Annotated in this window: 5 protein-coding genes and 1 pseudogene; all 6 read left to right on the top strand. The window is 70.2% G+C overall.

Annotated elements, in window-relative coordinates:
• The first annotated feature begins 15 nt into the window (after nt 1-15).
• The 6 genes and pseudogenes from J2X68_RS25655 (at nt 16) to J2X68_RS25630 (ending at nt 14,422) form a co-directional block, all read left to right on the top strand.
• Nucleotides 16-1,701, top strand: a complete 1,686-nt coding sequence (locus J2X68_RS25655) for a glycoside hydrolase family 13 protein (RefSeq protein WP_310434929.1) — start codon at nt 16-18, stop codon at nt 1,699-1,701.
• On the top strand, nt 1,689-2,747 hold the full coding sequence (locus J2X68_RS25650; protein WP_310434928.1) for a LacI family DNA-binding transcriptional regulator: 1,059 nt from the start codon (nt 1,689-1,691) through the stop codon (nt 2,745-2,747). Before J2X68_RS25655 ends, J2X68_RS25650 begins: the two co-directional genes overlap by 13 nt.
• Nucleotides 2,748-3,149: 402 nt before the next feature.
• A complete protein-coding gene (locus tag J2X68_RS25645; RefSeq protein ID WP_310434927.1) occupies nt 3,150-4,856 on the top strand; it encodes a carbohydrate-binding module family 20 domain-containing protein in 1,707 nt (568 codons plus the stop codon).
• 145 nt (nt 4,857-5,001) lie between these two features.
• A pseudogene (locus J2X68_RS25640) lies at nt 5,002-8,103 on the top strand (alpha-amylase family glycosyl hydrolase); the annotation flags it as partial.
• A gap of 233 nt (nt 8,104-8,336) precedes the next feature.
• Complete coding sequence (gene pulA / locus J2X68_RS25635) at nt 8,337-13,625, top strand: pullulanase-type alpha-1,6-glucosidase (protein WP_310434991.1); 5,289 nt, start codon at nt 8,337-8,339, stop codon at nt 13,623-13,625.
• Nucleotides 13,626-14,074: 449 nt separating this feature from the next.
• Nucleotides 14,075-14,422, top strand: a complete 348-nt coding sequence (locus J2X68_RS25630) for an alpha-amylase (RefSeq protein WP_310434926.1) — start codon at nt 14,075-14,077, stop codon at nt 14,420-14,422.
• Nucleotides 14,423-14,592: the final 170 nt, after the last annotated feature.

The following is a 14,592-nucleotide window of genomic DNA, read 5'->3' as shown; positions in this document are numbered from 1 at the left end:
GCAGGCAGGGAAGACATGACCCAGCACCTCGCTGAACCCAGCACCGAGACCCGACCCCCGAGCCCGGCCGAGCGACCGGGCTGGTGGCGGGACGCCGTGATCTACCAGGTCTACCCGCGCAGCTTCGCCGACAGCGACGGCGACGGCGTCGGCGACCTCCAGGGCATCCGCTCCCGACTGCCGTATCTGCGGGACCTGGGCGTCGACGCCGTCTGGCTCAGCCCCTTCTACGCCTCACCCCAGGCCGACGGCGGCTACGACGTCGCCGACTACCGGGCCGTCGACCCCGTGTTCGGCACGCTGCTCGACGCGGACGAACTGATCCGCGAAGCGCACGGCCTCGGACTGCGCGTGATCGTCGACGTGGTCCCCAACCACTGCTCGGACCAGCACGACTGGTTCCAGCGCGCCCTGCGCGAGGGCCCCGGATCCCCGCTGCGCGACCGCTTCCACTTCCGGCCGGGACGCGGTCCCGCCGGGCAGGCCCCGCCCAACGACTGGGAGTCCATCTTCGGCGGCCCCGCCTGGACGCGAACCGAGAACCCGGACGGCACACCGGGGGAGTGGTACCTCCACCTCTTCGCGCCCCAGCAGCCCGACTTCAACTGGGAGAGCCCCGCCGTGCGGGACGAGTTCCGGTCCGTGCTGCGGTACTGGCTCGACATGGGCATCGACGGCTTCCGGATCGATGTCGCCCACGGGCTGGTCAAGGCCGCCGGACTGCCCGACACGGGCCACACCGGTCAGCTGCACCTGCTGGGCACGCAGGCGCTGCCCTTCTTCGACCAGGACGGCGTGCACGAGATCTACCGCTCGTGGCGCGACATCCTCGACGAGTACCCGGGCGAACGCATCGGCGTCGCCGAGGCCTGGACGCCGAGTGCGCAACGCACGGCGAAGTACCTGCGGGCCGACGAACTGCACCAGGCGTTCAACTTCCACTACCTGGGTGCCGGCTGGGACGCCGAGGCGCTGCGCCGGGCCGTCGACGAGTGTCTCGACGCCATGCGTCCGGTCGGCGCGCCCAGCACCTGGGTGCTGTCCAACCACGACGTCGTCCGGCACGCCACGCGACTCGCCGCGGACGGTCCCGAGCAGGGGCTGCGCCGGGCCCGCGCGGCGACGCTGCTGATGCTGGCGCTGCCCGGATCCGCCTACCTCTACCAGGGCGAGGAGCTCGGCCTGCCGGAGGTCACCGGGCTGCCGGACGAGGTGCGACAGGACCCCTCGTTCTTCCGGGACAACGGCCAGGACGGACTGCGCGACGGCTGCCGGGTGCCGATCCCGTGGGAGGGCGCCGAGGCCCCGTACGGCTTCGGCCCCGTCTCGGGAGGGCCGGCCTGGCTGCCGCAGCCGGACGGCTGGCGGGACCTGTCGGTCGAGGCCCAGTCGGGGGATCCCGATTCGACGCTGGAGCTCTACCGCAGTGCGCTGGCACTGCGCCGGGAGCACCCTGCGCTCGGCGCCGGGGACGCCGTCGAGTGGCTCGAGGCCCCCGACGGGGTGCTCGCGTTCCGACGCACCGCGCGGGGCCCCGGCGACGGACGGTGGCACGGCGACCTGGTCTGCGCCGTCAACCTGACCGGCGCACCGGTGCGGTGGTCGGTTCAGGGGCGGCCGCTGCTCAGCAGCCGCGGGCCGCTGCCCTCCGACGAGACGGCCGAGCTTCCCGCGGAGACCACCGTCTGGTGGGCGGTGTGACCCTCTCCTTGGCGCGGGGCGTCGAGAACGGCGCCCCGCGGCTCACCGACATCGCGGCTCAGGCCGGGGTCAGCGAGGCCACGGCGAGCCGGGTGCTCAACGGCAGACCCGGCGTCGCCCCAGCCACCCGGCGGCGGGTGGTGGCCGCACTCGACGTGCTCGGCTACGACCGGCCGGTCCGGCTGCGCCAGCGCAGTGCCGGCCTGGTCGGGCTGGTCATCCCGGAGCTGACGAATCCGATCTTCCCCGCGTTCGCCCAGGTCATCGAGCAGGTGCTGGCAGGCCACGGGTACACGCCCGTCCTGTGCACGCAGATGCCCGGCGGTTCCACCGAGGACGAACTGGTGGAGCAGCTGGAGGACCGCGGTGTCACGGGCATCGTCTTCCTGTCCGGGCTGCACGCGGACACGACCGCCGACCCCGCGCGGTATCACCAACTCACCTCGCGCCGTGTGCCGTTCGTCCTGGTGAACGGCTACAACGAGCACATCACGGCCTCCTTCGTCTCGTCCGACGACCGGTCCGCCGTGCGGATGGCGGTACGTCATCTGGCCGATCTGGGCCATGAGCGGGTCGGGCTCGCCGTCGGGCCCACCCGTTTCGTGCCCTCACGGCGCAAGACCGAGGAGTTCGCGGCCGCCGTGCGCTCGCTGTGCGGGACGCCGCCGGACGAGGCCGAGCGGAGTGTGGAGCGCACGCTGTTCACCGTCGAGGGGGGCCACGCGGCCGGGGCGGCGCTGCTCGACAGAGGGTGCACGGCCATCGTCTGCGGGAGTGACCTGATGGCCCTGGGCGTGATCCGCGCGGTGCGCGATCGCGGTCTGGAGGTCCCGCGTGACGTCTCGGTCATCGGGTTCGACGACTCTCCGCTGATCGCGTTCACGGATCCTCCGCTCACCACCGTGCGTCAGCCGGTGCAGGCCATGGCGACCGCCGCGGTGGGCGCGCTGCTGGAGGAGATCGGAGGGAATCCGGTGCAGCGCGCGGAGTTCGTCTTCCAGCCGGAGCTGGTCGTCCGCGGGTCCACGGCCCGGCGGCACGGGTGACCCGGGTGTGAGGGAGAGGCTCCGCAGCCTGCCCTGGTCGGGGCAGCGGGGCGGCGTGAGGCTGCGGAGCCCCGGCTGGAGATCCGGTCCGGCGGGCCGGGCGCGTGGACCCGTGCGGGTCTCCGATCCGCCGGACCGGACAGTGATTGAACGTAACACCTCTGAAACGCTTACGAAAGAGCTTCCAGCCACTCAACTAACGCTCCAAACAGTGTGTTTGACGTCCACGAAGGGAATACCAGGGCGTCTCGACAGGAGGGTTGACCGATGAACCAGAGGCTCGTACGGTCTCGACCGCAAGTGTTTGCTGATGTGTTTCAGCAAGAATCTTCAAAGGCCTGTCGGGCACGGCGCGTTGCTGCGTGAGGCCTCTCATCCGCATCAGGTGGATCAGGAGGAACGATGGTCAACAAGACCGTGACCGCTGCACTCGCCCTCGTGGCGGGAGCCGCTGTGGTCGTCACGGCGCCCGCGACCGCGCAGGCGGACCCGCCCGGCGACAAGGACGTCACCGCCGTGATGTTCGAGTGGAACTTCGCCTCGGTGGCGAAAGCCTGCACGGACGAACTCGGGCCGGACGGCTACGGATACGTCCAGGTCTCCCCGCCGAACGAGCACGCCCAGGGCCCGCAGTGGTGGACCGCCTATCAGCCCGTCAGCTACACGATCGCCACGAAGCTGGGCGACCGCACCGCGTTCAAGAACATGATCGACACCTGTCACGCCGCGGGCGTCAAGGTCGTGGTGGACACGGTGATCAACCACATGGCCAACAGCGCGGGCACCGGGACCGGCGGCTCGAGCTACAGCAAGTACGACTACCCGGGCACGTACTCGGCGTCCGACATGGACGACTGCAAGACGGACATCAACAACTACGCGGACCGCTGGAACGTCCAGCACTGCGAGCTGGCGAGCCTGCCCGACCTGGACACCGGCGAGGAGTACGTCCGCAAGAGGATCGCCGGCTACCTGAACGACCTTCTCTCCCTCGGCGCGGACGGCTTCCGCGTCGACGCGGCCAAGCACATCGCGGCCGACGACCTCGCCGACATCAAGAGCCGCCTCAGCAATACGGGCGTCTACATGAAGCTGGAGACCATCGGAGCCTCCGGCGAGGCCGTGCAGCCGGGCGAGTACACCGGCGTCGGCGACGTCCAGGAGTTCGCCTTCGGCAGGGACCTGAAGCGCATCTTCTCCGGCGAGAAGCTGGCGTACCTGAAGAACTTCGGCGAGGCCTGGGGGTACGTCTCCAGCAGCAAGGCCGCCACCTTCGTCGCCAACCACGACACCGAACGCAACGGCTCGACGCTGAGCTACAAGGACGGCGCGAACTACACGCTCGCCGAGGTCTTCAGCCTCGCCTGGCCCTACGGTTCGCCGGACGTCCACTCCGGCTACGAGTTCAGCGACAAGGACGCCGGCGGCCCCGGCAACGGTCAGGTCGACGCCTGCTACACCGACGGGTGGAAGTGCCAGCACACCTGGCGTGAGATCGCGAGCATGGTCAAGTTCCGCAACACCGCGGGCAGCGCGGCGGTGACCGACTGGTGGGACAACGGAAACAACGCCATCGCCTTCGGCCGCGGCACCAAGGCCTATGTGGCCATCAACCACGAGTCCTCGTCACTGACCAACACCTTCCGGACGTCGCTGCCCGCCGGTACCTACTGCGACGTCCAGAGCGACAAGTCCGTCACCGTGGACGCCTCCGGCCAGTTCACCGCCACCCTCGGCGCCAACAGCGCGCTCGCCCTGCACACGGGTGCCACCACCTGCGGCGGAACCACCCCCGACCCCGAGGACCCCGCCGTCACCACCGGCGCCTCGTTCAGCGTGAACGCCACCACCTCCTGGGGCCAGAACATCTACGTCACCGGGAACAACTCCACGCTCGGCAACTGGGACCCCGCTGCCGCGCTCAAGCTCGACCCGGCGGCCTACCCCGTCTGGAAGCTCGACGTCGCCCTCCCCGCCGGTACCGCGTTCGAGTACAAGTACGTGCGCAAGGACGCCGCAGGCACCGTCACCTGGGAGAGCGGCAGCAACCGCACCGCCACCGTCCAGTCCGACGGCAAGACGCTGCTGAGCGACACCTGGCGCAGCTGAGCCAGGCGGCGCTCCGTCTCGCCGACCGAAGGCCCGCCCGGTTCGCCGTCCCACGGCGCACCGGGCGGCCCTCCCTGTCCGTGCCGGCTTCCGCCGTCACGGACAGGGAGGTTCGTCCCGTTCGACCGGTGAGGAGAAAAGACCCATGACCGTTCCGCCGTTACTGGGCAGAACCGCCCAGGCCTCGGCCGTCACCCTGTTCCTGGTGGCGCAGTCGGCGCTGCCGTTCACCACCACGCCCGCGCGGGCCGCGGCCCCGAGGCCGCCCTCCGACACCGCGCTCGCCCGCACTCCGGCGCGGCCCGCGCCCTCCCGCGAGCAGTTCTACCTGCTCCTCCCGGACCGCTTCGCCAACGGATCCACCGCCAACGACGAAGGCGGCCTCACCGGCGGCCGCTCGCGGACCGGCCACGACCCGACCGACAAGTACTTCTACCAGGGCGGCGATCTGCGGGGTCTGATCGGCAGGCTCGACTACGTCAAGGGGCTGGGCACCACCGCGATCTGGATGGCGCCCGTCTTCAAGAACAAGCCCGTGCAGGTCATGAACGGCACGGAATCCGCCAGCTACCACGGCTACGCCATCACCGACTTCACCCAGGTGGACCCGCACTTCGGCACCAACGCCGACCTGGCCGAGCTGATCGACAAGGCCCACGCCAAGGGCATGAAGGTCTTCTTCGACGTCATCACGAACCACACCGCCGACACGATCGACTACGCGGAGCAGGAGTACGGCTACCGCTCGAAGGGCGCCTACCCCTACCTCGACACCGAGGGCCGCCCCTTCGACGATTCCGCCGCCATGAGCGAGGTCGACCGGGACGGCTTCCCGTACACGCCCGTGGTCGACGAGGACGAGGACGACGTCAAGGTCCCGGCCTGGCTGAACGATCCCACCATGTACCACAACCGCGGCGCCTCCACCTTCGCCGGGGAGAGCGCCCTGTACGGCGACTTCGTCACCGACGACGACCTGTGGACGGAGCGTCCCGAAGTCGTCCAGGGCATGCAGCGGATCTACGAGACCTGGGTCAGGGACTTCGACGTGGACGGCTTCCGCGTCGACACCGCGAAGAACGTCGACATGGCGTTCTGGACCCAGTGGGCGACGGCGCTGGACGCCTACGCGGCCCGGCAGGGAAAGCCGGACTTCTTCGTCTTCGCCGAGGCGTTCTCCGCCGATCCGGTCGTCATGGCTCCCTATCTGACCGAGGGCCGACTCGACGCCACACTCGACTTCCCGCTCCAGGCCGTGGTCCGCAACTACGTGTCCCGCGGCGGCCCCACGAGCGACCTGGCCCGCGTTCTGGCCCAGGACTACCGCTACACCACCGACAAGGCCGACGCGTACGGCGAGGTGACCTTCCTGGGCAGCCACGACATGGGCCGCATCGGGAGCTTCGTCAGCCAGGACAATCCGGGCGCGGACGACGCCGAGTTGCTGCGGCGTGACCGGTTCGCGCACGAGCTGCTGTTCCTGTCCCGGGGCAACCCGGTGATCTACGCGGGCGACGAGCAGGGCTTCACCGGGCCGGCAGGTGATGTGTACGCCCGGCAGACGATGTTCGCGTCGAAGGTGGCGGACTACCTGGACGACGACCAGATCGGCACGGACCGCACCCATGCCTCGGACGCGTTCGACCCCTCGCATCCGCTGTACGAGGCGATCGCCTCGCTGTCGAAACTGACACAGCGCAATCCGGCGCTGCGCGACGGCGTCCAGGAGGAGCGGTACGCCGACGACGGTCAGGGCGTGTACGCGTTCTCCCGCACCGACCTGGCGCAGCAGGTCGAGTACGTCGTCGCCGTCAACAACGCCGAGCAGGCGCGGACCGTGGAAGTGCCGACGTATTCGGCCGGGATGGACTTCCACGGGGTGTACGGGTCTGCGGCGCGGGTGACCAGCGGTGGCGACCGGAAGGTGAAGGTCCAGGTGCCGCCGTTGTCGTCGGTGGTGCTGAAGGCGGCCAGGCCGCTGTCGTCCCCCACTGTCCGGCCCTCGGTCTCGGTGCGGGCGCCCGCCGCCGGGGCGACCGGCGATGTGGAGATCTCCGCGGACGTGGACGGCGGGCAGCTGAACCGGGTGGTGTTCGCCGCGCAGGTCGGCAACGGGCCCTGGAGGACGCTGGGTTCGGCCGATCACGCCCCCTACCGGGTGACCCAGCATCTGCCCGCCACCGTGACGGCCGGGACGGCGCTGCGCTACAAGGCGGTCGTCGTCGACAGCGCCGGACGCACCGCGAGCGCCACCTCCACGACCACCGCCGGACAACGCCCCGCTCCCGGGAAACCGACGGCGAAGCGGCACTACGCGGTCGTCCATCACCGGCGCGCGGACGGCGACTACGACGGTCTGGTGCTGCGGACCGCCGACGGCACGACGGCCCCCTTCGCCGGCCGCGACGCCTATGGAGCCTTCGCCTGGATCACGCCCGGCACCGGCACCCGCACCATCGACTTCACCGTCGAGAAGGACGGAGTCGCCGACGGACCCCAGCGCGTCTTCGACTTCGCCGCCACGGGCGAGGTGTGGACCGAACAGAACAGCGCGACGGTCCGCAACGCGCGGCCCAAGGACGCCTATCCGGCCCAGGACGGGACCAAGGCGGTCCTGCATTACCACCGGCCCGACGGCGACTACGACGGCTGGGGCCTGCACACCTGGACGGGCTCCGCGAACCCGCCCGAGTGGAACGACCCCGTCCCGCCCGTCCGCAGGGACTCCTTCGGGCTGGTCTTCGAAGTGCCGCTGAAGGACGCAGCGGCCTCGCTCAGCTACATCCTGCACAAGAAGGAGGAGAAGGACGTTCCCGTCGACGAGGCCCTCGACTTCTCCCTGTACGGGCACGAGGTCTGGCGCGTGGCCGGCGACGCCGCCTACCTGACGCCCTCTCCCGGCGGCGCCTTCGGCCTCGACCTCGGACGGTCGGAGGCCACCTGGATCGGCGACGACACCGTCGTGTGGGCGGGCGAGGGCACCGGCGTCGCGAGCCAGCAACTGGTGTACGCGACCGAGGGCGACCTCACGCTCGAGAACGGCGCACTGTCCGACGAGGGCCGGTGGCTGCGGCTCGTGCCGAGCGAGCTGACCGAGGAGCAGAAGGCCAGGTACCCGCAGTACGCGAGTGGTTCGGCGTTCCGCGTCGATCCGCGGGACCGCGATCGCGTCGGCGAGGCACTCGAAGGCCGGCTGATCGCCACCCAACGGGCCGACAGCGGCGCCCTGCTGGGCGCCACCGGCGTGCACATCGAAGTCAACCGACCGGAAGGATCCAGCAAGTGACCGGTTCGTCCCCAGACCGAAGAGACACCAGAGGCCGCGAGCGCCGGAGCGGGCGTGGGGCCGTGCCCCGGTTCACGACCGGCACGGGCACCGTGACCGGGCGCGGCCGTGCGGCGGACGTGCGCCGCGACCGTACGGCCCCCGCAGGCCGCACACCCTCGTCACCCCGCACGACCGGCCGTACCGCCGCGGCCGTGGTGGTCGCGCTGCTGGCCGCGACGCTGACCACCGCACCGTCGGCGTCCGCGGCCGCCCGCCCGCCCGCGCCGCCGTCCGACGCCCGGCTGGCCGCCGAGCCGGCCCGGCACGACCTCACCCGGGAGCAGTCCTACTTCCTGCTGCCCGACCGGTTCGCCAACGGCTCGATGGCCAACGACCGCGGAGGCCTCACCGGAGACCGGACCACGACGGGCTTCGACCCGACGGACAAGGGCTTCTACCAGGGAGGCGATCTGAAGGGACTCATCGACAAGCTCGACTACGTCAAGGGGCTGGGCACCACCGCGATCTGGATGGCGCCGATCTTCAAGAACAAGCCGGTGCAGGGCGGTGGCGAGTCCGCGGGCTACCACGGCTACTGGATCACCGACTTCACCCAGGTCGACCCGCACTTCGGCACCAACGCCCAGCTCGCTGAGCTGATCGACAAGGCCCACGCCAAGGGCATGAAGGTCTTCTTCGACGTCATCACCAACCACACGGCCGACACCGTCACCAACACCGAGCAGAAGTACGGCTACCGGTCCAAGGGCGCCTACCCCTACCTCGACACCGAGGGCCGCCCCTTCGACGACTCCACCGGCATGGGCATGGTCGACCGGGACAGCTTCCCGTACACGCCGACGGTGAACGCGGCCGACAAGAACGCGAAGGTCCCGGCGTGGTTGAACGACCCCACCATGTACCACAACCGCGGTGACTCGACCTTCGTCGGCGAGAGCGGCCTGTACGGCGACCACACCGGTCTCGACGACCTGTGGACGGAACGGCCTGAGGTCGTCCAGGGGTTGGAGAAGATCTACCAGCGCTGGGTCAGGGACTTCGATGTGGACGGCTTCCGCGTCGACACGGTCCGCAACGTCGACATGGCCTTCTGGACCCAGTGGGCCACGGCGATCGACAAGTACGCCGCCCAGCGGGGGAGGGAGGACTTCTTCGTCTTCGGCGAGACCCTCTCCTCCGACCCGGCGGTCACATCGCCCTATGTGACCCAGGGCCGGCTGGACGCCACGCTCGACTTCCCGCTGCAGAACGCGATCCGCGGCTACGCCTCCCAGGACAAGCCGGCCGGTACCCTCTCCGCCGTCCTCGCCCAGGACTACCGCTACACCACCGACAAGGCCAACGCCTACGAGGAGGTGACCTTCCTCGGCAACCACGACATGGGCCGCATCGGGAGCTTCGTCAGCCAGGACAACCCGGGCGCGGACGACGCCGAGTTGCTGCGGCGTGACCGGTTCGCGCACGAGCTGCTGTTCCTGTCCCGGGGCAACCCGGTGATCTACGCGGGCGACGAGCAGGGCTTCACCGGGCCGGGCGGGGACAAGGGCGCCCGGCAGACGATGTTCGCGTCGAAGGTGGCGGACTACCTGGACGACGACCAGATCGGCACGGACCGCACCCACGCGTCGGACGCGTTCGACCCCTCGCATCCCCTGTACAAGGCGATCGCCTCGCTGTCGAAACTGACACAGCGCAATCCGGCGCTGCGCGACGGCGTACAGGAGGAGCGGTACGCCGACGACGGTCAGGGCGTGTACGCGTTCTCCCGCACGGATTCCGAGGAACGTGTGGAGTACGTCGTCGCCGTCAACAACGCCGAGCAGGCGCGGACCGTGGAGGTGCCGACGTATTCGGCCGGGATGGACTTCCACGGGGTGTACGGGTCTGCGGCGCGGGTGACCAGCGGTGGCGACCGGAAGGTGAAGGTCCAGGTGCCGCCGTTGTCGTCGGTGGTGCTGAAGGCGGCCAGACCGCTGTCGTCCCCCACTGTCCGGCCCTCGGTGTCGGTGCGGCCGCCCGCCGCCGGGGCGACCGGCGATGTGGAGATCTCCGCGGACGTGGACGGCGGGCAGCTGAACCGGGTGGTGTTCGCCGCGCAGGTCGGCAACGGGCCCTGGAAGACGCTGGGTTCGGCCGATCACGCCCCCTACCGGGTGACCCAGCATCTGCCCGCCACCGTGACGGCCGGGACGGCGCTGCGCTACAAGGCGGTCGTCGTCGACAGCGCCGGACGCACCGCGAGCGCCACCGCCACGACCACCGCCGGACAACCGCCGCGGACGCCCAAGCCGAGCGCGGTGGACCGTGACTACGCCGTCGTGCACTACAAGCGGACCGACGGCGCCTACGACGGGGCGCGGCTCACGTCCTCCGCCGGCACGGCGGACTTCACCGGTCGCGACGCCTACGGGGCCTTCGCCTGGGTCGCACTGGACGACGGCGCCGCCGACGTGACGTACACCGTCGACAAGGACGGCGCCGCCGACGGCCCGCAGCGCACGATCGTGACGGCGGAGACCGGCGAGGTCTGGATCGAGCAGGGCAAGGACGGGCAGGCGATGACGGCTCCCGAGGGCGCCTACCCGCCACAGGACCAGAAGAAGGCCGTCATCCACTACCACCGGGCCGACGGCCACTACGACGGCTGGGGCCTGCACGCCTGGACCGGTGCGGCGAACCCCACGGACTGGTCCAAGCCGCTGCAGCCGGTCGGCAAGGACTCCTTCGGCGTGACCTTCGAGGTGCCTCTCGCCGACGGAGCGACGTCCCTCAGCTACATCATCCACAAGGGCGACGAGAAGGACATCCCCAGCGACCGGTCCCTGGACTTCGCCACGCACGGCAAGGACGTCTGGCTCGTCGGCGGCGACAGCACCTACCTGCTGCCCACCGTCGGCGCCGCTCCCGATCTGGACCTCGGGACGGCGAAGGCGCAGTGGATCGACGCGGACACGGTGGTCTGGAAGGTGAAGGCCACCGACGCCACCAGCCAGCAGCTCGTCTACGCCCCCGAGGGCGACATCACCGTCCGGGACGGCGCCCTGTCCCACGAAGGGCACTGGCTCCGGCTGACGCCGACGGCTCTCAGCGACGCCCAGAAGAGCGCGTACCCGCATCTCGGGGACTACCCGGCCTTCACGGTCGACCCGCGGGACCGCGACCGGATCCGCACCGCGCTGCGCGGCCAGGTCATCGCCACCCAGCGCGCCGCCAACGGCGCCCTCCTCGCGGCGACGGGTGTGCAGCTGCCCGGCGTGCTGGACGAGCTCTACGGCGCCGCGCGGAGCGCCCGCCTAGGGCCCGTCCTCGACCGGGGCAGGCCCACCCTGTCGGTCTGGGCTCCCACGGCCCGCAAGGTCTCCCTCGACCTGGACGGCCGTCGGATCCCCATGCGACGGGACGACGCCACGGGCGTCTGGTCGGTGACAGGGCCCGGTTCCTGGAAGAACAAGCCCTACCGGTACGTCGTGACCGTGTGGGCGCCCAGCGTCGGCAAGGTCGTCACCAACAAGGTCACCGACCCCTACTCGCTCGCCCTGACGGCCGACTCGGCCCGCAGTCTCGTCGTCGATCTGGACGACAGGTCCCTGGCGCCCGCGGGGTGGTCCACGCTCGCCAAACCCGCGGCCGTTCCGCTCGCGAACGCGCAGATACAGGAACTGCACGTGCGGGACTTCTCGGCCGAGGACTCGACGGTCCCCGCGGCCGAGCGGGGCACGTACACCGCCTTCACCGAGAGGAACTCGGCGGGCAGCCGACACCTGCGCGCTCTGGCCGCGGCCGGCACCTCCTATGTCCACCTGCTTCCGGTGGCCGACTTCTCCACCGTGCCGGAGAAGGCCGCCGACCGGGCGGCGCCCGGCTGCGACCTCGGCTCGTACGCGACGGATTCCGCAGAGCAGCAGGCGTGCGTGGCGAAGACCGCCGCGAAGGACGCCTACAACTGGGGTTACGACCCCTACCACTTCACCGTGCCCGAGGGTTCGTACGCCAGTGACCCGGACGGGACCGCGCGCACCGTCGAGTTCCGCGAGATGGTGAAGGCACTGAACCAGGACGGCCTCAGGGTCGTCATGGACGTCGTCTACAACCACACCGTGGCGAGCGGCCAGGCGGAGACCAGCGTCCTCGACAAGGTGGTTCCGGGCTACTACCACCGTCTCCTCGCCGACGGCTCCGTCGCCCGTTCCACCTGCTGCGCGAACACCGCGACCGAGAACGCGATGATGGGCAAGCTGGTCGTCGACTCGATCGTCACCTGGGCCAAGGAGTACAAGGTCGACGGCTTCCGCTTCGACCTGATGGGACACCACCCCAAGGCCAACATCCTGGCGGTGCGCAAGGCGCTGGACGCGCTGACCCCCGCCAAGGACGGCGTCGACGGCAAGAAGATCATCCTCTACGGCGAGGGCTGGAACTTCGGCGAGGTCGCCGACGACGCCCGGTTCGTCCAGGCCACGCAGAAGAACATGGCGGGAACGGGCATCGCGACCTTCTCCGACCGGGCGCGCGACGCCGTGCGCGGCGGCGGGCCGTTCGACGCGGACCCGGGCGTCCAGGGCTTCGCGTCCGGGCTCTACACCGACCCCAACTCCTCCACGGGCAACGGCACGCCGGCCGAGCAGAAGGCCCGGCTGCTGCACTACCAGGACCTGATCAAGGTCGGGCTGAGCGGCAACCTCGCCTCGTACGGCTTCACGGACACCGACGGCAAGCAGGTCACCGGCGCCGAGGTCGACTACAACGGCGCCCGGGCGGGCTACGCGAAGGCGCCCGGCGACGCCCTCGCCTACGCCGACGCGCACGACAACGAGTCCCTGTACGACGCGCTGGCCTTCAAGCTGCCGTCGGACACATCCGCGTCCGACCGGGCCCGGATGCAGGTGCTCGCCATGGCCACCGCCGCGCTCTCCCAGGGGCCCGCGCTGTCCCAGGCGGGCACCGATCTGCTGCGCTCCAAGTCCCTGGACCGCGACTCCTTCAACAGCGGCGACTGGTTCAACTCCGTCCACTGGGACTGCCGGGACGGCAACGGCTTCGGCCGGGGACTGCCGGTCGCGGCCGCCAACGAGGCCAAATGGCCGTACGCCGGACCGCTGCTGAAGTCGGCGCAGGACCCCGGGTGCGCGGACATCGAGGGCGCCTCGGCCGCCTACCGCGATCTGTTGAGAATCCGGACGACGGAGAAGTCGTTCGGACTGACCACGGCCGGGCAGGTACAGGGCGCGCTGTCGTTTCCGCTGTCGGGCCGCGACGAGACGCCCGGTGTCATCACGATGCGCCTCGGTGACCTGGTCGTGGTCTTCAACGCCACGCCCGAGCGGCAGTCGCAGCAGGTGACGGAGTTGCGCGGCAGTGACTACCGGCTGCATCCGGTACAGGCGGCCGGCGCGGACCGCGTGGTCAGGACGGCCGCCTACACGAGAAGCACCGGCACTTTCGAGGTGCCCGGCCGATCGGTGGTGGTCTTCGAGCGCTGACCCGACCGTTCGCCAGGACGTGCCCGTGCCGGGAGACCGGCGCGGGCACATCCATGTCCGGCGTGCCCCCCCCGGGCTGCGCATACAAGCGCAGGACAGCGACGGACGACCAGGAACGATCGCTTTCGGTCGTGTCGACGCCACATCGGCTCACCAGTGCATGGGTTCGCCTCCCGATGACAGGGCGCCTGGTGACAGGAGTAACTCCTGCCGTATCTCCCCGGAGCGCCGGTTGCGTCGCCGCGTCCGCATCCTGTGGGTCTCACCCTCCAGAAGCTGAGGGAGTGTCATAGAGGCGCTGTGAGCTGGCTGTTGGGCTCTGATGCCATGCGTACGCGTCATTGAAAGCCGTACTGAAAAGCTTTGAAAATTGCCGCAAAATCTTTCAGTGTCGTCCGAGCCCTCGTACTCTGGTGATGCCCGTTCGACAAGTGAAGGGAAGCAATGCGATGAAGCGTTACGTGCGTTCAACTTTCGTGGCCTGTGCCGTGGCCCTGTGCGTGATCCCGGCGTCCGGCGCTGCGGCCCACGAGGCGACTGCCGAGTACCCGGGGAGCCAGGTCGCCGCGCCTGACTGTGTGCGTTTCACCGCGGACTGGCGCTACACCTTCGTCACCAACGACTGCTCCAGCGCCTACTCCGTGACGGTCGTGTACGGCGACGGAAACGAGGTCCCCTGCCGGTGGGCGAACCCCGGCGACATGCTCACCTTCCCGGGGTACGGCACTCGGGGCAACGAGGTGCTGGGCGCCGTGCTGTGCGCCACCGACGGCAGCGCGCTGCCCGGTGGGGCCTGATCGCCGAGTGCTGCCGAGCGCCGTGGGCAGACTCTGCCCGTTCCCGTTCCCGTTCCCGCTCCCGCTTTCCGTGGCCGAGGACGGCGACGCCGAAGGACTGACGCGGGGGCGCCCGGCCGCTTGAGCCGTCGATGGGCCTGTGCACGTAAGGTGCCGCCGCTCGGGACGTG

Source organism: Streptomyces sp. 3330 (assembly GCF_031456635.1).
Classification (GTDB): domain Bacteria; phylum Actinomycetota; class Actinomycetes; order Streptomycetales; family Streptomycetaceae; genus Streptomyces.
The sequence above is the reverse complement of the archived record's forward strand: the minus strand, read 5'-3'. Positions and strand labels throughout refer to the sequence as shown.

Coding starts and splice junctions, on each gene's coding strand:
- J2X68_RS25630 (WP_310434926.1), top strand. CDS start 14,075: ATGAAGCGTTACGTGCGTTCAACTTTCGTGGCCTGTGCCGTGGCCCTG.
- J2X68_RS25645 (WP_310434927.1), top strand. CDS start 3,150: ATGGTCAACAAGACCGTGACCGCTGCACTCGCCCTCGTGGCGGGAGCC.
- J2X68_RS25655 (WP_310434929.1), top strand. CDS start 16: ATGACCCAGCACCTCGCTGAACCCAGCACCGAGACCCGACCCCCGAGC.